The organism is Hymenobacter chitinivorans DSM 11115 (genome assembly GCF_002797555.1).
In the GTDB taxonomy this organism is placed as follows: Bacteria; Bacteroidota; Bacteroidia; order Cytophagales; family Hymenobacteraceae; genus Hymenobacter; species Hymenobacter chitinivorans.
Map to the genome: position 1 here is coordinate 207,826 of NZ_PGFA01000001.1, position 21,991 is coordinate 229,816.

The window sequence follows — 21,991 nt, forward strand, 5'->3', positions numbered from 1 at the left end:
CGAGAGGAGCGGCCTTTTCGTTGTTTAATGCGCTACGGCAAGCGTGGGAGGTACCACGTCCAGGCCCAGGATTTTCTCCTTGTAATCATCGGGGAGCAGGCTGGTGCGGGCCCACTTGCTGATGGCCAGATGCTGGGCGTAGCGGTAGATGAGCAGCACCGGCCGTAACCAGGCCAGCCGACCCAGGCGCAGCAGCCGGCGCACCGGGCGCGGCACCACTACCCGCTGGGCCTGCAGCAGCAATTGGTAGCGAATCGGGCCCAGATGGCGGGCGTACTGCTGGTAGAGGTCGGCGGTGAAGCGGCTGTACTCGAGGTGGTCGGTCAGATGTTGGGCGCGGTCTGGGAGCCACTGCGCGTACGAAGTCGGCAGCCCCGGAATGCCCATGCGCTGACCCACGCGGGTAAAAACCTCGAATACTTCGGCCTGCTCGGTGCGGCTCATGGGGCGTTCCAAGGCTTCGAAAGCCCGGATGGAGTAGTCGACGAGCATGAAGAGCACGTCGCGGTAAGCCCAGGCCGGAATGGCCATACCACGCTTGGCTTCCACGGCGGCGTGAATGGCGGTGATGGTGTCAATGGCCTGCTCGGCGGCGGCCCGCTCGGCAAAGACAATCTGGCGGGCATACTCCACGGTGGAAAACAGGCGGGCCAGTGGGTCGGCGGGCAGGCGGCCGGTGAAGTAGAGCCAGTCCACGGCTTTGTTGAGGGCAAACTCGGCGGCGGCCCCGGCAAAAATGAACAGGACCGTATCGGCTTTGCCCCAGATGGTCCGCACGACCGAGCCCGGGGCCACAAAATAATCCGGATGCTGTGGCATGATGGCTATACAGAAGATAATGAACTCAACACCAAGGCCGCCGGATGATTCCCGGAGCTTGGACTAAGGATATGGCAAAGATACAAAAGTACTTTGTAATTCAAAGTATGTAGTTATTCCATATGCTGTGGAGCGCCTCCCGTATGGATAAACGGGTTGTGGTTTTTTCGGAACCTCAAATAAACGACCAGCTCAGGCCAAGGCGTGCACGGCGGCCAGAGCCCGGTCTATTTCCTGCTCGGTGTTGATAATGCCGGGGGTGAAGCGGGCGTACTGGAAATCCTGGTAGGGAGCTTTGGTTGCAATAATTTTGCGAGTCTTGAGCTGCTCCACAACTTCGTCGGTATTGTAGCCGCGCACCTCGAAGGAAGTAATGCCCGCCGACAGCTCATCGGCCAGCGGGGTGTGCAGCGTCACGTGGGGCATGGCGGCCAAGCCTTCTTTGCACTGCCGGTTGAGTGCGTGCACGCGCTGGCAGACCTGTTCCCGACCCAGGCTTTCCATAAACTCAAATGCCGCCCGCAGCGCCCACCGGTACTCCAGGGAATGGAAGCCGCCCGGCGTCATCTGTTTGCCGTCCACGTGGTCGGGGCGCTCGGCTTCTTCCGTGATGATGTCCATGGCGTCGGTGAAGGTAGGAATGACGGGCGACACGGTTTGCCAGGCCGCGCGGGTGGCTGCCACCAGCCCGGTACCCCGCGGACCGTAGAGCCACTTGTGGCAGCCGGCAATGAAAAAGTCGCAGCCCAGGTCCGGAAACGTTTCTTGCTCGATGCCGAAGCCGTGCACCCCGTCGACGAGCAGCAGCACCCGGTCCGCCTCGTCGCGGTGGCGGTTCAGCTCGGCCAGGGCCTGGGCAATCTGGGTTACCGGAGTTTTCAGGCCGGTGCTGGAGTGTACCCAGGTGATGCCCACCACGCGGGTATTGGGTCGCACTTCCCGCAGCAGGTTGTCGACCATTTCGTCGGTCGTCACGTGGTTGACACGCTTATAGAGGGCAATTTTGCGGTAGCTGCCGCCCGAGCGGCGGGTAGCCAGCCGGATGGCCTCATGCTGGGAGTAATGGTCGTGCACGGTGGTCAGTACTTCCTGGCCGGGCTGCAGATTCAGGCCCGAATAGATGGTGCCCAGCCCCATGGTGGTGCTGTCGGTCATGGCAATATTGTCGGGCTCCTCGAGGCGCAGGTAGCGGGCGGCAGCTTGGCGCACCTTCTGCATTTCGGCGTTTTCCAGCTCCTGGGTACAGAGCACCGGGTTTTCGTCGAGCAGGCGGCGGTAGTGGGCAATGGCCTCGCGCACGGGCTGCGGGTGGGAGGCTATAAACTGCGAGGCGCCGAGGTGGAGGTAGTCGGAGGTGAGGTTGAACTGGGCCCGGACGGCATTCCAGTCCTGAATGAGCGTGGACGAGTAAGTGGAATTTGGCTGGTTGATCATAAGGCAGGCGGGAACTGGCAAACGCAACAGACGGGTACATTCCGTCGATGCCTTTCCCTGATACGCACTGCCATTCCGGGGCGTTAAGCCGGTAAATACGGAAAAACCGGTGCGTAAAAATTCAGATTACCGGTGAGGGGCCCCAAGAAAAGAAACCCCGGGCGGAGTGCGGCCACCTCTTGAAATCGGACAGTAAATAAGCTATATTTAATATCCACCTTACTTTCTACTGTCATGGAAAATCAGGCTGAAAAACAGGCCCGTACGCTGGTCGAGCAGTGGCTGCTGGCCCACCCCGAACGACTCCAGAACCGGCGCCGCAAACCCGAAGACTTGCTCAACTGGAAGCGGGCCGCCATCCGCTCCGTGCGCCAGGGCAACCCCTACGACGTGGAGGACACCCTACGCTGGCTGGCCACCCAGGCCGAAGGCGCGGCCATGGAAGACTAACGAGCTGGGTTCAGAAACTAAAAAAGCCCGCCGAAACGTATCCGGCGGGCTTTTACAGTAATTAAGTGCGCCTTTTACTGCTTCACAAACTTGGTGGTGAGCTGGGTCTTGGCATCCTGGTAGCGCACCAGGTAGATGCCGCTGGCCAGCTTGCTGGCCGCTACGGCCGTTTGCTGGGAGCCGGGCGTGGCCGCAAACCGAGCTACTTGCTGGCCTTCCACGTTGAACACGCTCACAATGGCGCCCGTCCCGGCTACGGGGTGGGTTACGGTCAGCTGCTCACCGGCCGGGTTGGGATACACGTCCAGGCCGACCTTCACCGCCTTGGCATCTTCACTGCCCATCACCACGCTGGCAATGCCGTTGAGGTAATTCTCCAGCATGGTGTAGCCATTGGGGCCGCGCAGGCTGCGGTCCGTAGGGTCATTCGGGTTCAGGCCGTTGGCCAGCTCAAATACGTCGGTCATGCCGTCGTGGTCGGTGTCGGCCGGGGCGGGGCCGCAGGTGAGCACCGGCCAGGCGCTCTGGGAAATGCTGTAGGCCGTACCGTGAGCGTAGCCGCCTTGCACGTCGATGAGGCGGCCTTTGCGCTCCTGCACGTTGCGGATAATGCGCTGGTCGAGCGTGTCGCGGGCGGGCAGCACGGCGCCCACGTTGGCCAGCACCGCGTTGTAGGCATCCTGGGCCGACTGCGTGGGCATGGGCAGGATGTTGAACGGCGTAGTGACTTTGGACTGGGCCGTGTCGGTGCGCGCCCCGCTGGCCATGACCACGCCCAGCCAGTTGCGGTTCGTGACGGTGGGGTAGCCATCCACGTAGTTGCCCGTCATGTACACCTTGGGGTAGGGGAGCACTGGCGAAGACGTCTGCTTGCTCGGGTTCATAATCATGGACCGTATTGGCACGCCGGATGAGTTGTTCGTGTTGGTGCTCGGGCCGTACTTATAGTAGTTGTTCACTACGTTGTAGTTGCCGCCCTCGCCGCCGTTGGTGCTGTAGGAGCCCCAGTTGTAGATGACGTTGTTGCGGAAGTCGCCGTTTTCCTGACCCGCGGTGTAGGGCGGCAGGTTGCGGCTGCCTTCGAAGCGCGGATTGCGGCCCTTGCAGTGGGCAAACAGGTTGTGGTGGAAGGAGGCATTGCGCCCGCCCCAGATGCCGCCGTAGGCGTGGTGCTCAAAGTCGGTGTCGCCGGCTTCGAAGTGGTAGGAGTAATCGAGCGGCTCGCTCATCAGGTTCCACTGCAGCGTGGTACTGTCGCCGCGGTACACGCTCAGAGCCTCATCGGTGCTCCAGCTCATGGTGCAGTGGTCGATGATGATGTTTTTGCGGCCCGTGCCGCCAAACGCGTCGTCGGCCCCGGCCCCGTCCACCATGCCTTTGTTCTGGTTTTTGTCGCCCATGCGGAAGCGCATAAACCGCACGATGACGTTGTCGGCCCCGATGGTAACGGGGTAGTCGGCCAGGCAGATACCTTCGCCGGGCGCGGTCTGGCCGGCAATGGTGGTATTCGCCTTATTAAAGCTCAGGGCCGAGTTGAGGTGAATCGTGCCGCACACCCGGAACACGATGGTGCGGTGAGCCGCGGCCTGGCTGATGGCGTAGCGCAGGGTCCCGGGCGTGTTGGTGTCGGCCAGGGAGGTTACCTCAAACACGGTGGTGGGCACCGTGGCCGTGCCCCGGCCGCCCTTGGTAAATTTGCCCGCTCCTTCGGCGCCGGGAAAGGAAATCAGCTGAGCCTGGGCCAGGGAAGCCGAGGCGGCCAGCACGAGCATCAGGGAAAGGCCGCGCCAGCGGGAGGCGGGGCGTTGCGGAGTAGTTTTCCGGAGCATAAAGCTTCTGTTGAGTAAAAGGGAAGGAGGGACCGGCCAGGCCGCGCCCACGACGGATTGCGGGAATCAGAAGCTGATATTACTCAATCCGGAGCCCGACCGGTGAACCCCGTTCGGACTTTATTCGTGCAAACGTTGCCGGGAACGTTGCCAGCCCGGGGCAGGCGCAAGGGCGGGCAGTAGGTGGGCACTCACTCCGGGTAAGCCGCCCGCGTGCGCAAATCGGTGAGTGAGCCGGTAGCTCCGGCAACGTTCCCGACAACGTTTGCGCAAATAAAGCCAGCGCCCCAGCCTGCAAGTGCTACGCAATAGCCTTACTATTAAGCTCTAGTTGTTCCCACCAAACCCTGTTCCGATGCAATTAACTCGTACGCACTCCGGCACTTTGCCGCCGGCCTTCCGCTCCTGGGTGGCGTTATGCCTTTTACTGGCCGCCTTCCTGGTAAGCAGCGCCGCCCGGGCCCAGACCTACGACGCCGTGGTAGCCTGGGACGGCACCGGTACCTTCAAAACGGTGCAGGCCGCCATTGATGCCGCCCCCACGGCCCGTACTTCGGTGTACACCATCTACATCAAGAACGGCAAGTACAAAGAGAAAATCACGGTGCCCAGCAACAAGCCCTTTCTGCAGCTCATCGGGCAGAGCGTGGCCAATACCGTGCTGACCTACGACGACTACTCGGGCAAGCCCAACCCGGCCGGCGGTACGTTTGGCACCTCCAACTCGGCCTCGGTAACGATTAACGCCCCCGACTTCTCGGCCCTGAATCTGACCTTCGAAAACACCACCGGCGACGCGCCCCAGGCCCTGGCCATCAACGTGAATGCCGACCGGGCCGTGTTCAAGAACTGCCGCTTTCTGGGCGGGCAGGATACGGTGCTGGCCAACGGCAACGGCCTGCGCCAGTACTTCCGCGACTGTTACATCGACGGCACCGTGGACTTCATCTTCGGCAGCTCCCGGGCCGTGTTTGAGCGCTGCATCGTGTACGCCAAAACCCGGCAGGACGGCCTGAGCGGCAGCTACATCACCGCCGCCAACACCCAGCCCGGCCAGGCTTTCGGCTACGTGTTCCGCAGCTGCACCATTCCGGCCAACCGCGGCACGACTTCCTACGTGCTGGGCCGCCCCTGGCAGAACTCGACGGGCAGCTCCCCGCTGGCCGAAAACAAGGTAGTGTGGCTGAAAACCACCATGGCTACCGGTATCATCAAGCCCGAAGGCTGGCAGGTGTGGGACGCGGGCACCAACACCGCCCTGATTACCTACGCCGAATACAACAGCCGCAAGTTCGACGGCCGCCCCATCAACGTGAGCCAGCGCGTGAGCTGGTCGAAGCAGCTGACCCCGGCCGATACGGCCCAGTACTCGGTAGCCAACCTGTTTGGCACCTGGAACCCCTGCGCGGTTGCGGCCAACGTGTGCACCAGCTTCACCCCCGATATTGCCGTAACTAACCTGCGCGGCACCAAGGGCGCTACCACCGCCACCTTCACCTGGAACCTGGCCTGGGCCGTGAATCAGGCTAAATTTGAAGTGTTCCGCGCTACTACGCGCAAGGGCAGCTACGCCAAAATCGGTACCGACATCGTGGTGCCGAACGACACGACCTACAACTTCCAGACCTCCGACGCGCTGCCCGCCGCCGGCGCCGCCTACTTCTACTACATCCGGGCTTCGAAGTCGGGTCTGGCCACGCAAATCACCGACACGGTAGAAGTTTCGCGCGTGCCCACCATCACCACCACCGGCAGTCTGGGCACGTTTGCCCAGTACGCCACGGGCCCCTCGGCCGTGCGCACCTACCAGCTGTCGGCCGTGAACCTGACCAGCAACCTGACCGTAACGCCCCCGGCGGGCTACGAAGTGTCGCCCAACAACGGCATCAACTGGTTTACCGCCACCACGCCGCTGGTGCTGGTGCCCACCGACAACACCATCCCGAATACGCCCATCAGCGTGCGGCTCAACGCTACTGCTACCGGCACTTTCGCCGGCAACATCGTGCACAGCAGCCCCGGCGCGGGCTCGGTATCGGTGCCGGTGAGCGGCACCAAGGTGAATACCAACGCGCCCGTGTCGCAGCGTCTGCAGATGTGGTCGTTGCGGGTAAGCGCCCAGGACAGCGCCGCCGTTCGGTCGCCCTGGGTGGCGGCCAGCACGCCCACGCTGCGCAACCTCTACGTTTCCAACGGCACCACCGTGGCCGGCATTACGGCCTACTCCTCGCGCTACGGCCAGGCCTTCGGGGCCACGGCCAATGGTGACGGTTCGTGGGGCACGGCCGTGGGTGGCCCGGGCGGCAACCTGAACCGCCGCTTCTACGAGCAGTTTACCATCAAGGCCCAGGGCGTTGCCGTGCGGGTTGACTCCCTGCTGCTGTGGTCGGCTTTCTACAACACCAACAGCAACACCAAGCTGGCCGTGGTCTTCTCCAAAACCGGCTTCACCACCGCCGACTCCACCGACGTATCGGGTGGCATCGGTCCGGCCGGGGCGTTGAACAGCACCGCCAACGGCGGCTTTGCCACGCCCATCGTGCTCAACAACCAGAACACGGGTACCAACCAGAACTTCCGCCTGGCCCTGGCCGGCGCCAGCGGGGTGCGCCTGGAAAACGGCCAGACCCTGACCGTGCGCCTGTACTGGAGCTGCGGCAGCGGCAGCGCGGGCCGCTACGGCCTGCTGCGCGACGTGCAGGTGAAAGGGGAGGCCCTCATCATCACCGGCACGCACTCGGCCGCCACCCTGGCCGCCGGCGTGGCCGTGTATCCCAACCCGGCCCAGCAGCAGCTGACCCTGACTCACCCCAAGGCCGGCACCGACGCGCTGATTACGGTGTACTCGTTCGACGGGCGTACGGTGGCCACCTTCAGCCCCAAGCCCGGCGTGGAACAGACCCCGCTCAAGCTCGAGGGCCTGGCCAAAGGCACGTATCTACTGCGCTACAGCAGTGGCACGGAGAGCCTGACAACCAAGTTTGTTCGAAATTAACCAGCTCTAAAAAACGGCCCCGGAAGAGAATCCGGGGCCGTTTTGCGTTTTAATAGAACCTGTTTCCTTTCCGCTGAATACCCGTTTTTGAATGGTAAAATCCACCCGAGCCCTGCTGCTGGCCGCCCTGGCCGTTCTGTCCTTTCTACCCCGCTTCACGGCGGCCCAATCCTCGCCCTTGTCCAAAGTGTGGGTGCCCGACCTGGGCAACGGGACCTACAAAAACCCGGTGCTCTACGCCGACTACTCCGACCCCGACGTGGTGCGCGTCGGCAACGACTACTACCTCACGTCCTCCAGCTTCAACGCCGTGCCCGGCCTGCAGATTCTGCACTCCACCGACTTGGTCAACTGGACGATAGTCGGGGCCGTGTTTACCCAGCAGCCGCCCCAGGCCCGCTACGAGGTGCCCCAGCACGGCAACGGCGTGTGGGCCCCCTCGATTCGCTACCACAAAAAGAAGTTCTACATCTACTATCCCGACCCGGACCTGGGCATCTACGTGACGCGGGCCGACAACCCGGCCGGGCCCTGGGAGGCGCCCATTCTGGTGAAGGAAGCCAAGGGCTGGATTGACCCCTGCCCGCTGTGGGACGAAGACGGCAAGGCCTACCTTGTGCACGGCTTTGCTGGCAGCCGGGCCGGCTTCAAGAGCGTGCTGGCCGTGAGCCGCATGAGCCCCGACGGCCTGAAGCTGCTCGGCGACGACGTGCTGGTGTTCGACGGCCACGAAAAGCACCCCACCATCGAAGGCCCCAAGTTCTACAAGCGCAAGGGCTACTACTACATCATGGCGCCCGGGGGCGGCGTGCCTACCGGCTGGCAAGTCGTGATGCGCTCCAAAACCGTGTTTGGGCCCTACGAAGACCGAATCGTGATGGACCAGGGCAAAAGCCCGACCAACGGCCCGCACCAGGGCGCCTGGATTGACACGCCCTCGGGCGAAGACTGGTTTATGCACTTCCAGGACCAGGGCCCCTACGGCCGGGTGGTGCACCTGCAGCCCATGACCTGGAAAAACGACTGGCCCGTCATCGGCACCGATCTGGACGGCGACGGCAAAGGTGAGCCGGTACTTACCTTTCGCAAGCCCGCCAGCAAGGGCAAAGCTGCCCTGGCCACGCCCGCTACTTCCGATGAGTTTGACGCCAATCAGTTGGGGTTACAGTGGCAGTGGCACGCCAACCCCCAGGTGGGGTGGGCCTTCCCGACCGGGGCCGGCTACCTGCGTCTGTACTCGGTGCCCTTGCCCGAGGGCTTCAAAAACTTCTGGCAGGTGCCCAACCTGCTGCTGCAAAAACTACCCGCCGAAGTATTCACCGTCACGACCAAGCTCACGTTCACGCCCCGGTTCGAGGGCGAGAAAACCGGCCTGATTATGATGGGCATGGACTACGCCTACCTAAGCGTGACCAACCAGGGCGGCAAGCTGCAGCTCAGCCAAACTACTTGCCAGAATGCCGATAAGGGCGCGGCCGAAACCACCGGCGCGCCCGTGGCCGAAGTGCCCGCCCGGCAGCCCGTGTATTTGCGGGTGGCCGTGACGCCGGGCGCTAAGTGCCAGTTCAGCTACAGCCTCGACGGGCAGACGTTCCAGCCGGTGGGAGGGAGCTTCCAGGCCCGGGAAGGCAAGTGGATTGGAGCCAAAGTGGGCCTGTTCTGCACCCGGGCCGGCAAAACCAACGATGCCGGCGCCGCCGACGTCGATTGGTTCCGGGTGGAGTAGACCCCGGAGCCATTTTGACCCTGAAAAGCCTTTCGCGCGAGCGGAGGGCTTTTTTGTGTGAGTCCTGGCTCTATCAGTGCGCCGAAGGAATTTTATGATTCTGGGAACTGAGCTCTACCGCATTTGCATTTGCAAAGCCCGGGGTGTCAGCAGCCGGACCAGGAGTGAGTGATTACTCATAAGATTGGAAAAATTCAATTCATGCCCAGGAGCTGCAAAATTCATCAGACTAACATAATTTGTCATAAATATAACTTTATATGTAATTTAATTGGATTAATTAGATAGAAACTGGATGGCGGCAACGTTGCCGGGAACGTTTGCACAAATAAAAAGCCGGGCATTCTTCCCAATTGGTGGGGGTTAGTGTAAACTTATAGAATCATTCAACCGGTCAACAATCCAAAACTGGCTGGTTGAACTGGTAGGAGTACAAAAAGCATTTTGCCCCTGTCGTGTCGGCTTCCAACCTTGATGGTGAGTTTCTCTACACCCGCCAGCTGGCCCGCCTGGGTTTCCCAATTGTCATTTTCAAATTCCCACACCTACTTCCAATGAGAAAGCACCTACTGTTCCTCTGGCTGCTGCTGAGCGTCGCGCTGCATGCAGTTGCCCAGCAGCGCAGCATTCAGGGGGTCGTTCGATCCACTGAGAAAGACGAGCCCTTGCCCGGGGTGACGGTGGTCGTGAAGGGTACTACCAACGGGGCCTCCACCGACCAGGACGGCAAGTTCTCCATCAGCCTGCCCGCGGCTACCAAGGACGTGGTGCTGCGCCTGAGCTACATCGGCTTCATTTCGAAAGACGTACCAGTGGGCGACAAAAGCACGGTGAACGTGCAGCTCAGCCCCGACACCAAGGTGATGGAAGACGTCGTCGTGATTGGCTACGCCGCCGTGAACCGCCGCGACGTAACCGGCTCGGTGTCGTCGGTGAGTGCCCAGCAGATTAAGGACGTACCCGTTAACTCCGCCGCCGAAGCCCTGTCGGGCCGCTTGGCCGGGGTGCAGGTAACGGCTTCGGAAGGTCAGCCCGGCTCTGACATCCGCATCCGGGTGCGCGGGGGCGGCTCCATTACCCAGGACAACTCCCCGCTGTACGTAGTAGACGGTGTGCAGCTGGAAAATGCCCTATCGGTGATTTCGCCCCAGGACATTCAGTCGGTGGACGTGCTCAAGGACGCCGCCGCTACTGCTATTTACGGGGCCCGGGGCGCCAACGGCGTTGTTATTATTACTACCAAAGGTGGCCGCGAAGGCAAAACCACGGTGGCCTACACGGGCTTCGCCGGCTTCCGCCGCATCACCAAGACGCTGGACGTGCTCCAGCCCGCCGACTATATCGACTACGCCTACGAAAAGTCGCGCATTTCGGGTGCCGACCAGGTCCGCAGCTTCCGCAACCGGTTTGGCAGCTCCACCTTCCGCGACACCCGTGACTACTCGACCATCCAGGGCTACGACACGCTGGGTGCGCTGCGCAACTCGGAATTTATCAACTGGCAGGACAAGGTTTTCGGCCGCGACGCTTTCCAGCAAACCCACAACATTTCGGTATCGGGTGGGGCCAAGGGCACGACCTACTCGCTGAGCGTGACCCGCAACGATGAGGACGGAATCCAGCTCAACTCGGGCTTTACCCGCAACCTGGTCAACTTCCGCTTCGACCACAAAGCCAACGACAAGTTCCGGATCGGCTTCAGCACCCGCCTGACCGACCAAGCCGTAACCGGCGCCGGCACCTCGGCCGCGGGCACCGGCTCGACCACCAACTCCCGCCTGCGCAACACGCTGGTGTATCAGCCCCTGGCCACGCCCAACCAGCTGGCCGCCGGCGTAAGCATCGACGACAACCCGGACGACGACTTCTTCAACTCTTCCGGTTCGCTCTCCAACCCGGTGCTGACCGTCAACAACGAGTACCGTAAGGACCTGCGGCGGGTGTTCAATTTCAGCGGCAACGCGGCGTACAGCATCCTGAAAAACCTGACCCTGCGCTCGGTATTGGGCTTCGACAACACCTATACCCGCGGTGAGCTATTCTACGGTCAGTACTCGCCCAACACGAACAACTTCGCCAAGCTGCCTTACGTGCAGATTGGCACGGGACAGAACGTGACTATCAACCAGTCAAACACGCTGGCCTACAACTTCAAGAAAGACAAGCACGCCTTTGACGCCCTGATCGGGGAAGAAGTCTACACCCGGAAGAACGTCTTCCTGAACGTCGCCAGCTACTACCTGCCCCAGACCATTACGGCCCAGCGCGCCCTGGACAACATTTCCCAGCGCGACCCCAGCGCCCCGAGCACGCCCCAGCCGGCCCCCACGTCGGGCATCAGCGAAAACTCCCGCCTGCTCTCCGCCTTTGGCCGCCTCAACTACTCCTATAATGAGCGCTACCTGCTGACGGCCACTTTCCGCGCCGACGGCTCGTCGAAGTTCAAGAGCCCGAATAAAGTAGGCTACTTCCCGGCCGTGTCTTTGGCCTGGCGTATTTCGCAGGAAGAATTTATGGAACCCTACGCCGCTACGGTTTCCGACCTGAAGCTGCGTTTGAGCTACGGCTTGTCGGGCAACAACCGCATTGCCGACTTCCTCTACGACCCGCTGTTCTCGACCGGCAACAACGGCAACAACTACGCCCTCAACGACGTGATTGTGCCCGGCGCTGCCGCTGTTTCGCTGGCCAACCCCAACCTGAAGTGGGAAACTACGGCCTCGACCAACGTGGGTTTCGACCTGAGCCTGTTCAACAACCGGGTGCAGTTCACGGCCGATGCGTACTACAACAAAACCCGCGACCTGCTGCTGAACCTGGCTATTCCGGCCACGACCGGCTACACTTCCCAGCTAATCAACGTGGGTTCGACCTCGAACCGCGGGGTGGAACTGCAGCTCAGCGGCACGGCCCTGCAAACGCCGGACTTCACCTGGACGGCCAATGCCAACCTCTCGTTTAACCGTAACCGGGTAGAAAGCCTCGGCGGCGGCGACGCTCTGCCGCTGCAGTACTCGGGCTGGGCCAGCACCGCCATTGCCGCCGACTACTTCGTGGGCGTAGGTCAGCCCGTAGGCTTGATGTACGGCTACGTGACCGACTTTGAAACCGGCAACAAGAAGGGCTTCTACGACGCCGACGACTTCACGGGCTACGTGAACGGCCAGTGGGTGCTTAAGCAAGGTGTGGCTTCGGACCGGGGCGTAACCGGCTTCTCGGCCGCGGGCCAGCAAGTAACGCCCGGCACTATCAAGCTCAAGGATATTAACGGTGACGGCGTGGTGGATGCCAACGACCGGACGGTTATCGGCAATGCCAACCCCAAGTTTACCGGCGGCCTGAACCAGCAGTTTACCTACAAGCAGTTTGACGCCAGCATCTTCCTGAACTTTGTGTACGGCAACGACGTGTACAATGCCAACAAGATTGAGCTGACCTCTTACCTGGCCAACACCCAGCTCAGCAACGGCCTGGCCGTTATGAAGGACCGCTACCGGCAGATTGACGAAAACGGCGCCCTGATTACGGACCTCGAAAGCACCCGCCGCGTGAACCAGAACGCCAGCATCTGGACGCCGACCCGCACGCTGTTCCCGCACTCCTGGGCCATCGAAGACGGCTCCTTCCTGCGCATCAACAACCTGACCCTGGGTTACACCTTGCCCAAGACGGTGAGCGGCTACGCCAAGCTCAGCCAGGCCCGCTTCTACGTGACGCTGAACAACCTCTACACCTTCACCAAATACACGGGCTACGACCCGGAGGTGAACACCCGCCGCTCGACCCCGCTGACGCCCGGCGTGGACTATGCCGCCTACCCGCGGAGCCGCGCCTTCCTGGCCGGCCTCAACCTTACCTTCTAATACCTGACCCACCCATCCGATGAAACGCATATTTCGCTCCACAGTGGCTGCCCTGGGTATTGTTTGCCTGTCGGGCTTGCTGGCCGGCTGCAAAGACTTCCTGGAGGTAGAGCCTACCTCGATTGATACTTCCGAGGCGGTGTTCAGCACCGTCAGCGGGGCCTACAGCGCCGTGATTGGCGCCTACGCCCCCATGGCCGGCGACGCGGCCTACGGCAACCGCATCAGCTGCTACTTCCCCTACGATTCGGAAGACTTCCTGAACGTGCCCACCGGCGACGACGCCGGTGAAGGCCGCCGCGGTATTGCCCGCTACAACTCTAACGTGACCAACGCCGACGTGCGCAACGCCTGGAACGCGCTGTACAAAGGCATCGAGCGGGCCAACATCTGCATCAAGTACATCCCCACGATGGCGCAGTACAACGGCGGCGCCGACCAAAAGGTGATTCAGCGCCTGCACGGCGAAGCCCTCACCCTGCGGGCCCAGTACTACTTCGAGCTGATTCGCAACTGGGGCGACGTGCCCTCTCCCTACGAGCCCACCGTCACGGGCCAGGACTTCAACATTGAGCGCACCGACCGCAACGCCATCCTCGACAAGATGATAGCCGACCTGGAGCTGGCCTCCACGCTGGTGCCGTGGCGCTCGGAAGTGGCCGCTGATGAGCGCATCACCAAAGGCGCCGTGAAGGCCCTGCGCGCCCGGCTGGCGTTGTACCGCGCCGGCTACTACACCAGCTCCACGACCGGGGCCGTCGAGCGGGCTTCCGATTACAAACCCTTCTACGACATCGTCCGCAAGGAGTGCGCCGACCTGATGGCCAAGCGCGGGGAGCATGACCTCAACGCCAGTTTCGAGGAGCCCTTCCGCAGCATCGCCGAGTACCGCCGCGACAACAAGCACGAAATCATGTTTGAAGTGGCCATGGGCGGTACCGTCAACGGCTCGACTACCGACAGCAAACTGGGCTACTACAACGGGCCGCGCATCACCGGCGCCTCGACCAACTTCGGCCTGAGCAGCGGCGCCATTGTGCTGCAGCCCACCTACTTCTACGCCTTCGACTCGACCGACACGCGCCGGGACGTGACCATTGCGCCCTATACCATTACGGCGGTGCCCCAGAAGGTGCCCACCAACATGATTTCGGCCTACGACGGCAAGTTCCGGCGGGAGTGGAGCAGCAACTCTACCATCCGCAGTGGCTCGGCCCAGGCCCTGGGCTACAACTGGCCCCTGATCCGCTTCTCGGACGTACTGCTAATGTTTGCCGAGGCTGAAAACGAAGCTACCGGCGCCCCCACGGCCGCGGCCCGCGCGGCCCTGAAAGAAGTGCGCGACCGGGCTTATAAGGCCGGCACAGCGCCAGCCGTACCCACGGGCTACGCCGAGTTTCAGGCCGCCATCATGAAAGAGCGCAATCTGGAGTTTGGCGGCGAAGGCATGCGCAAGTACGACCTGATCCGCTGGAACAAGCTGGGCAGCACTTTCGCCGATATTAAAACCACGCTGCGCGGCTGGATTGCCGACCAGACTGGGGCCGGTCCGTACGCCAACATTCCCTGGAACATCTACTACACCACCACGCCCGCCACTGGTACGCCGCCCCTGGGGCAGTTTGTGTACGCCCGCTCGCTCTACCGGCCTTTCCCGGCTACCAAGCCCACGGGCAGTACGGAAGTGGCCTGGCGCCGCAGCGTGACCGAGGCCCGCATTGCCGACATTGCCTCGGGCTACCAGCCGGCCCGGCAGCTGCTGCCCATCCCGGCCGAAGCCCGCACCACCAACACCAAGCTTACCCAGAACGTCAGCTATTAACCCTGGCGGGCCTGACTGCGGAAAGCTACTGCCCGGGCCACGGTCTTCTTGCGAGAAGGCCGTGGCTTGTGGTTTTAGCCGGCCGGTTTTGGGCCCAGCCTGGCGCGCATTTCTCTCCCCTTCGATGACGACGACCAGCCGCTGATTTTATGACCTACCTCTCCCCAACAATTCTGCAGCGGCCCCACCCGGCCGTGGCTCTGCCCGAAACCCACCTGCTGGCCCTGCCCGAAAAAGTGCTGCAGTTTGGCACCGGCGTACTGCTGCGCGGTCTGCCCGACTACCTCATCGACAAAGCCAACCGCCAGGGCGTCTTCAACGGCCGCATCGTGGTAGTCAAGTCTACCGACGGCGGCGACATCAACGCCTTTACCCGCCAGAGCGGCCTCTACACGCTGGGCATCCGGGGCATTGAGGACGGGCAGCAAGTGGAGGAAAATGTGGTGTGCTCGGCCATCAGCCGGGTGTTGTCGGCCAAAAGCCAGTGGGCCGAGGTGCTCGAATTTGCCAAGAGCCCGGCGCTACAGGTCGTTATTTCCAACACCACCGAAGTGGGCATTCAGCTCGTGGCCGACGACGTGCGCAAGGCGCCGCCGGTGTCGTTTCCCGGCAAGCTGCTGGCCGTGCTCTACACCCGCTGGCAAACTTTCGGCGGCGACAAAGCCCGGGGCTTGGTCATTGTGCCCACCGAGCTGATTTCCGACAACGGCAGCAAGCTCGAAGCCATTCTGCTGGAGCTGGCCCACCGCAACGAGCTGGAAGCCGAGTTTATCGACTGGCTCGAAACGGCCAATACCTGCTGCAACTCCCTCGTGGACCGGATTGTGCCCGGCCGGCCCGACGCGGCCATGCAGGCCGCCCTGGAAGCCGAGCTGGGCTACTCCGACGACCTGCTCACGATGTCGGAAGTGTACCGGCTGTGGGCTATTGAGGGCGACGAAAACGTGCGCAACGTGCTGTCGTTCGGGCAGGTCGACAAGGGCGTCATTATTCAGCCCGACATCAACCTGTTTCGGGAGCTCAAGCTGCGCCTGCTCAACGGCACGCACACGCTCAGCTGCGGCCTAGCCTTCCTCAGCGGCTTCGACACGGTGCGCTCAGCCATGGACGACGAGGTGCTGGGCAGCTTTATCAGCCACCTGATGCAGGACGATTTGCGGGCCGGTATTCCGTATCCGGTGGCCGAGGACGTGTCGCGCGAGTTTGGCCGGCAGGTGCTCGACCGGTTCCGCAACCCTTACATCGAGCACCGCTGGCTGGGCATTACCCTCAACTACTCGGCCAAGCTGCAGATGCGGGCCGTGGCCACGCTGGCCTGCTACGCCGAGCGGACCCGGCAAACGCCCCGCTGCGCGGCCCTGGGCTTTGCGGCCTATCTGCTGTTTATGCGCGGCCTCCGCGAGCAGGACCACACCTGGTACGGGGAGCTCAACGGCCAGCCGTACCCGATTCAGGACGAAAAAGCCGGCTACTTCGCCGACCTCTGGCAGCGCCTGACGCCGGCCGAGCTGACCAGCACCGTGCTGCGCAACCACACGCTCTGGCAGCAGGATTTGACCCAGCTGCCGGGCTTTGCCGACCAGGTGACGGCCTACCTGCAGCAGATGCTGGCGCAGGGCGCCTACGCCACCGTGGCCAGCCACCTGAACGCCCAGGTTTCGGCCTAGCCGGCGCGGGGCGTCTCCGCCGCCCCGCACACACCGCTCGAAAGCCTGGGTAGATTCCTCTGCCCGGGCTTTTTTGCGCCCCGCTACCTTTACCATTCGCCATGCTGCCCTTCCGGATGAAAACTTTCCTGCTGACTTTGCTCGGTGTACTAAGCCTGCACCTGGCCCGCGCCCAGAAGCAATATGACGTGCTCGACTGGAAAGCCAACGTGTCGCTCAACACAGCTTTAATTCAGCAAATGCACCAGCAGTACGCCGGGCGCCGCACGGCGCTGAGCCAGGCGCTGGCGTCGGAAGCCGGGGTGCGGGCCTACCGCGACAGTGCCCGGGCGCGCTTCCGCCGGGTGCTGGGCCCGATGCCAGCCAAAACTCCGCTTAAAGCCACGGTTACGGGCACTCTGGCGCGCGACGGGTACCGCATCGAGAAAGTCATCTACGAAAGTACGCCCCGGCACCGCGTCACGGCCAACCTTTACCTGCCCGCCGGCGCCCCGGGTAAGCTGCCCGGCGTACTGCTGTTCTGCGGGCACGAGGCCGAGTCCAAAGCCACCGAGTCTTACCAGAAAACGGCTATTCTGTTTGCCCAGCACGGCTTTGTGGTATTCGTAATTGACCCAATTTCCCAGGGCGAGCGGTACCAGCTGGTGGATGCGGCCGGCCAGCCCCTGACCCGCGGCGGAACGACCGAGCATACGTTGCTCAACAGCGAGTCGGCCTTGTTGGGCACCGGCAGCGTGGCCGATGAGCTCTGGGACAACGTGCGCGGCCTCGACTACCTGCTCACCCGGCCCGAAGTGGACGCGGCGCGAATCGGGGCGTTGGGCAACTCCGGCGGCGCCACCCAGACGGCCTACTTTATCGGCTTCGACGAGCGGGTGAAAGTGGCCTCCTTGTGCAGCTACGTGGCCACCGGGGAGCGGGTGCTGGAGCTAACCGGCGCTTCCGACGGCTGCGTGATGGTGCCCGGCCTGGGCGCCGCCCGCCTCGACGTAGCCGACTGGCCCCTGATGTTTGCGCCCCAGCCCCTGCAAATCCTGGCCGGCCGCTTCGACTTCGTGGATTATAACATCATCCAGGACACCTACGCCGAGCTGCAGCAGGCGTACCAGCGCCTGGGTCAGCCCGAGAAAGTCAGCCTGTTTACCTACGACGACGGCCACGGCATTTCCCAGCCCAAGCGCGAGGCGGCCGTGCAGTGGTTTCGGCGCTGGCTCTACAACGACAACCAGCCGGTGGCCGAAGGAGCATTGGCGACGCTCAAGCCCGAGGAGCTGTGGTGCACGAAAACGGGGCAGGTGGCTACGGCTTTTAAAGACGAAGTGCTGCTGCCCCGGCGCAACCTGGCCGTGGCCGCCGAGCTGGCCCGGCAGCGCAAAAAAAACGGTCCGCCCCAGGATTTGCCCGCCGCTATTCGCCGGCAGCTGGGCCTCCCGGCTCAGCTCGACGCGCCCGTGACGGTAGAATGGAAGGGCGAAGCCTCAGCCAAGGACAACATTACTTTGCGCAAGCTTATTATCCGGCGCGAGGGTCAGGTACCGCTGCCGGCTTTGCTGGCCTTGCCCGCCGGGGAAGCCCCGGTCAGCAAAGTGGTGCTGTGGCTGCCCGAGCAAGGCAAGCGCCGCCTGGCCGACAGCACCGCGCTGCTCCACAGCTACCTGCGGCAAAACTACGCCGTGCTGCTGGCCGACCTGCGCGGCCTGGGCGAAACCACCGACCCCGAAGCCCTCAACGACAAGAAGTTCTACAACGCCGAGTACCGCAACGCCCTGCTGGCCTTGCACCTGGGCCAGCCCCTGCTGGGCCAGCGCGTGGTCGACGTGTTTATGGTCCTGGGCTTTATCGGGCAGGAGCCGCGGCTAAAGGCGGCCCCGGTGGAGGTGTACGCCACGGGCCGCGCCGCGCTGGTGGCCGCCCACGCCGCCGTACTCACGCCCCGCCTCAGCCGCGTCTGGCTCGGGCCCGGCGCGCTGACTTCCTTCCAGCAAATCCTGGCTCAGCCCACGGCCCGGGACTGGTACTCGCTGGTGCTGCCCGGCGTGCTGCGCCACTACGACCTGCCCGACCTGACGGCCGCTCTGGGTCCGCAACGCCTGCTGACCACGGCCAATCCGTGAGCGGCGGCGCGGCCAAAACCCGGTCTATGCAAACGGTTGCGGTAGTTTACGTAACGGTACGGGGAGGTTAAAACCAGGATTAACCGCTTTATTTAGGGTTCCAAGGGTGGAACTCAACCAGCAGAAACTTAGCTTTAGCCGACCTTCCCCGGCTGCGGCGAGACCTGCCTCCGCGCCTGACCCCGAATTCCCTACTCTTTCTTTCGTTTCAATGAATCAACTCGCCACCCTAGATTACATTGTATTCTTTGTCTACTTCCTGATTGTGTCAGGATACGGCATCTGGATTTACCGCCGCAAAACCGGCCACGACGGCACGATTGAAGGCGACTCCAAGGACTACTTCCTGGCCGAAGGCTCCCTGACGTGGTGGGCCATCGGCTCCTCGCTGATTGCCTCCAACATTTCGGCCGAGCAGTTTGTGGGCATGTCGGGCTCGGGCTTTAAGATGGGCCTGGCCATTGCCACCTACGAGTGGATGGCCGCCCTGACGCTGATTATCGTGGCCGTGTTCTTCATTCCGGTGTATCTGAAGAACCACATCTTCACGATGCCCCAGTTTCTGCACCAGCGCTACAACGGTACGGTGGCCATGATTATGGCCATTTTCTGGCTGATGCTCTACGTAGTAGTCAACCTGACCTCGATTCTCTACCTCGGAGCCATTGCCATCAGCAGCATTGCCGGCCTGAACCTCACGTTCTGCATGTACGCCTTGGCCGTGTTTGCCGTCATCATCACCCTGGGCGGCATGAAGGTTATCGGCTTCACCGACGTAATCCAGGTGTTCTTCCTGATTCTGGGCGGCTTGGCTACCACGTATTTGGCCCTCGACATGGTGGCCGACCACTACGGCCAATCGGGCGTTATCAGCGGCTTCAAGCTGATGCAGGACCAGGCCGCCGACCACTTCCAGATGATTTTCCAGAAGGACAACCCCAACTTTATCGACCTGCCGGGCCTCACCGTGCTGCTCGGCGGCATGTGGATTGTGAACCTGAACTACTGGGGCTGCAATCAGTACATTACCCAGCGCGCCCTCGGTGCTGATTTGCCCACGGCCCGCTCCGGAATTTTGTTTGCCGCCTTCCTCAAGCTGCTCATGCCCGTCATTGTGGTGCTGCCCGGCATTGCGGCCTACGTACTCTATAAGCAGGACGTATTCGGTGCCACCGAGTTTGGCGAAGGAGCCAACCTGAACCCCGACCGCGCCTACCCCGTGCTGCTCAACATTCTGCCCGTGGGCTTGAAAGGCTTGTCCTTCGCCGCCCTGACGGCCGCCGTAGTGGCCTCCCTGGCCGGTAAGGCCAACTCCATTGCCACCATCTTCACCCTCGACATCTACAAGAAGGTCCTGAACACGGAGGCCTCCGAAAAGAAGCTCGTGGTAGTAGGCAAAATTGCCGTAGTGGTGGCCATGATTCTGGGCGTGCTGATTGCGCCCCACCTGGGCATCGACAAGAAGGGCGGCTTCCAGTACATTCAGGAGTACACCGGCTTCGTGTCGCCGGGCATTTTCGCCATGTTCATCCTGGGCTTCTTCTGGAAGAAAACGACCTCCAACGCGGCCCTGTTTGCCACCATTGGCGGCTTCCTGCTTTCCATCATGTTCAAGTTTTTGCCCGGCCTGGTGGATTTGTCGTTCCTGGCGCCTCTGGGCTTCGCGGTGAAAAGTGAGGCCGGCATCTACGAAATTCCCTTCCTCGACCGGATGGGCTTCGTCTTCGTCATCTGCATTATCGTGATGGTCATCATCAGCCTGCTCGAAACCAGCCGCGGCGTGGTAGCCAAGGGCCTGGAAGTAGATGCCAGCATGTTCAAGCCCCAGCGCAGCTTCACCATCGGGGCCATGGTTATTGCCGTGATTCTGACGGCGCTCTACACCATTTACTGGTAAGCCCGAATAGGAGGGAAGCCCTTCTTTCGTCGGTTGAAAAGGCGGCTGCACTCTCGTGCAGCCGCCTTTTTTGTTTCGTCTGTCATCCTGAATGTAGCGAAGCGGAATGAAGGACCTTCCTCCCCTAAGTGACAAGGCCTGATAAATGTGCAAAGCCTTTTGCCGCGTGGTGGAAAAGAGCTTTGCACGTTGGTGCTAGCCGTGGTGGGGTAGGCGAGGAAGGTCCTTCGCAGGCGTATGTCAGATAAAGGATGACAGAGCATGTGGCAACGTTCCCGGCAACGTTTGCACAAATAAACTCCCTGAGCTCCGCCTTTGTGGCCGGGAATTGGCCTTACTTGCCAAAACGCGTAACCCGGTGCGGGGAACAAGCGGGCCTGACATGCCGGCGGCCACCCCGGGCAGCGTAGCTGAACTTGCCTTGTCCCACCCTTTCCCCGATCTGCATGGTTCACCGTCTGCTTTCTGTGGCCGCTGCCTGCTGCCTGCTGGCGCTGCTGGCCTTTACCGGCGCCCCGCCCGCGGCCATCAAAGTCTACCTCATCGGCGACTCCACGATGGCCAACAAGGAGGAAAAAGCCTTCCCCGAAACCGGCTGGGGCATGCCCTTCAAATACTTCTTCGACGAAACCGTCACCGTCGACAACCGGGCCCAGAACGGGCGTAGCACCAAGTCGTTTCTGGCCGAAAACCGCTGGCAGCCCGTGGCCGCCGACCTCAAGCCCGGCGACTACGTCTTCATCCAGTTTGGCCACAACGATGAGGTGCCCACCAAAGCCAACTACACGCCCGAGGCCGATTTTCGGGCCAACCTCGTGCGCTTTGTTGCCGAAACCCGGGCCAAGAAAGCCACGCCGGTGCTGCTCACGCCCGTAGCCCGCCGCAAGTTCGACGCGGCCGGCAAAGTCGAGGAAACCCACGCCGTGTACGCCGCCATCGTGCGCGCCGTGGCTCAGGAGCAGAAAGTGGCCCTGATTGACCTGGACGCCGAAAGCCTGGCTTTACTCCAGCAGTTTGGCCCCGAAAACTCCAAGCTGCTCTTCAATCACCTGGCGCCCGGGGAACATCCTAACTACCCCGCCGGCCGCGACGACAACACCCACTTCAGCGAATTGGGCGCCCGCAAAATGGCCCAGCTCGTGCTGGCCGACATCCGCACCCTCAAGCTGGAGCTGGCCGACCGGATTGTGAAGCGCGAAGTCAAGAAGACCGTGGACGCCCAGGCCCGGTAAGAGTCTCGTCACCTGGCATTCGTCACCTGTCATCCTGAGCAGAGCGAAGGACCTGCCTCGCCTAACCCCAGAAGACAACTACCAACGTGCTTTACCTATGCTTATGCTTAAAGCGAAAAGTGAAGCGCGTTGAATTGAGTTGG

12 protein-coding genes are annotated in these 21,991 nt (G+C 62.1%); 9 read left to right on the top strand and 3 right to left on the bottom strand.

Annotated features, from left to right (window positions below; translation table 11 throughout):
• Positions 1-24: 24 nt before the first annotated feature.
• The gene (locus CLV45_RS00770) at positions 25-819 is read right to left on the bottom strand and encodes an oxygenase MpaB family protein (protein ID WP_100334492.1); all 795 of its coding nucleotides are present in this window, start codon (positions 817-819) and stop codon (positions 25-27) included.
• A 192-nt stretch (positions 820-1,011) separates the two neighbouring features.
• Positions 1,012-2,253 carry an aminotransferase class V-fold PLP-dependent enzyme gene (locus CLV45_RS00775; protein WP_100334493.1) on the bottom strand — a complete coding sequence of 414 codons (1,242 nt, stop codon included), beginning with the start codon at positions 2,251-2,253 and terminating at the stop codon, positions 1,012-1,014.
• Positions 2,254-2,487: 234 nt separating this feature from the next.
• On the opposite strand from CLV45_RS00775, the gene CLV45_RS00780 reads away from it, so the two are divergent.
• Entirely contained in the window at positions 2,488-2,703 is a 216-nt protein-coding gene (locus tag CLV45_RS00780) for a hypothetical protein (protein ID WP_100334494.1), read from the top strand.
• 74 nt (positions 2,704-2,777) lie between these two features.
• Here the strand turns inward: CLV45_RS00780 and CLV45_RS00785 are convergent, their stop codons facing one another.
• The gene (locus CLV45_RS00785) at positions 2,778-4,532 is read right to left on the bottom strand and encodes a T9SS type A sorting domain-containing protein (protein ID WP_100334495.1); all 1,755 of its coding nucleotides are present in this window, start codon (positions 4,530-4,532) and stop codon (positions 2,778-2,780) included.
• Positions 4,533-4,887: 355 nt separating this feature from the next.
• On the opposite strand from CLV45_RS00785, the gene CLV45_RS00790 reads away from it, so the two are divergent.
• From CLV45_RS00790 to CLV45_RS00825, 8 genes are all read left to right on the top strand, one after another.
• Positions 4,888-7,527 carry a pectinesterase family protein gene (locus tag CLV45_RS00790; protein WP_100334496.1) on the top strand — a complete coding sequence of 880 codons (2,640 nt, stop codon included), beginning with the start codon at positions 4,888-4,890 and terminating at the stop codon, positions 7,525-7,527.
• 91 nt (positions 7,528-7,618) lie between these two features.
• A complete protein-coding gene (locus CLV45_RS00795) occupies positions 7,619-9,253 on the top strand; it encodes a glycoside hydrolase family 43 protein (protein ID WP_100334497.1) in 1,635 nt (544 codons plus the stop codon).
• Positions 9,254-9,807: 554 nt separating this feature from the next.
• Entirely contained in the window at positions 9,808-13,116 is a 3,309-nt protein-coding gene (locus tag CLV45_RS00800) for a SusC/RagA family TonB-linked outer membrane protein (protein ID WP_100334498.1), read from the top strand.
• Positions 13,117-13,135: 19 nt separating this feature from the next.
• Positions 13,136-14,938 carry a RagB/SusD family nutrient uptake outer membrane protein gene (locus CLV45_RS00805; protein ID WP_100334499.1) on the top strand — a complete coding sequence of 601 codons (1,803 nt, stop codon included), beginning with the start codon at positions 13,136-13,138 and terminating at the stop codon, positions 14,936-14,938.
• Positions 14,939-15,087: 149 nt separating this feature from the next.
• Positions 15,088-16,605: a tagaturonate reductase gene (locus CLV45_RS00810; RefSeq protein WP_100334500.1), complete on the top strand. Its 1,518-nt coding sequence runs from the start codon at positions 15,088-15,090 to the stop codon at positions 16,603-16,605.
• 116 nt (positions 16,606-16,721) lie between these two features.
• A complete protein-coding gene (locus CLV45_RS00815) occupies positions 16,722-18,719 on the top strand; it encodes an alpha/beta hydrolase family protein (protein ID WP_157807206.1) in 1,998 nt (665 codons plus the stop codon).
• A gap of 211 nt (positions 18,720-18,930) precedes the next feature.
• Positions 18,931-20,616 (top strand): sodium/sugar symporter, encoded by a 1,686-nt coding sequence (locus tag CLV45_RS00820; protein ID WP_100334502.1) that lies wholly within the window; start codon positions 18,931-18,933, stop codon positions 20,614-20,616.
• A 446-nt stretch (positions 20,617-21,062) separates the two neighbouring features.
• Positions 21,063-21,848 carry a rhamnogalacturonan acetylesterase gene (locus CLV45_RS00825; protein ID WP_100334503.1) on the top strand — a complete coding sequence of 262 codons (786 nt, stop codon included), beginning with the start codon at positions 21,063-21,065 and terminating at the stop codon, positions 21,846-21,848.
• The last annotated feature ends 143 nt before the right edge of the window (positions 21,849-21,991 follow it).

Bases quoted from the DNA above. Each gene is read 5' to 3' on its own strand.
- CLV45_RS00800 (WP_100334498.1), top strand. From the start codon at position 9,808: ATGAGAAAGCACCTACTGTTCCTCTGGCTGCTGCTGAGCGTCGCGCTG.
- CLV45_RS00775 (WP_100334493.1), bottom strand. From the start codon at position 2,253: ATGATCAACCAGCCAAATTCCACTTACTCGTCCACGCTCATTCAGGAC.
- CLV45_RS00780 (WP_100334494.1), top strand. From the start codon at position 2,488: ATGGAAAATCAGGCTGAAAAACAGGCCCGTACGCTGGTCGAGCAGTGG.
- CLV45_RS00790 (WP_100334496.1), top strand. From the start codon at position 4,888: ATGCAATTAACTCGTACGCACTCCGGCACTTTGCCGCCGGCCTTCCGC.
- CLV45_RS00785 (WP_100334495.1), bottom strand. From the start codon at position 4,532: ATGCTCCGGAAAACTACTCCGCAACGCCCCGCCTCCCGCTGGCGCGGC.
- CLV45_RS00805 (WP_100334499.1), top strand. From the start codon at position 13,136: ATGAAACGCATATTTCGCTCCACAGTGGCTGCCCTGGGTATTGTTTGC.
- CLV45_RS00770 (WP_100334492.1), bottom strand. From the start codon at position 819: ATGCCACAGCATCCGGATTATTTTGTGGCCCCGGGCTCGGTCGTGCGG.
- CLV45_RS00825 (WP_100334503.1), top strand. From the start codon at position 21,063: ATGGTTCACCGTCTGCTTTCTGTGGCCGCTGCCTGCTGCCTGCTGGCG.
- CLV45_RS00815 (WP_157807206.1), top strand. From the start codon at position 16,722: ATGAAAACTTTCCTGCTGACTTTGCTCGGTGTACTAAGCCTGCACCTG.
- CLV45_RS00820 (WP_100334502.1), top strand. From the start codon at position 18,931: ATGAATCAACTCGCCACCCTAGATTACATTGTATTCTTTGTCTACTTC.
- CLV45_RS00795 (WP_100334497.1), top strand. From the start codon at position 7,619: ATGGTAAAATCCACCCGAGCCCTGCTGCTGGCCGCCCTGGCCGTTCTG.
- CLV45_RS00810 (WP_100334500.1), top strand. From the start codon at position 15,088: ATGACCTACCTCTCCCCAACAATTCTGCAGCGGCCCCACCCGGCCGTG.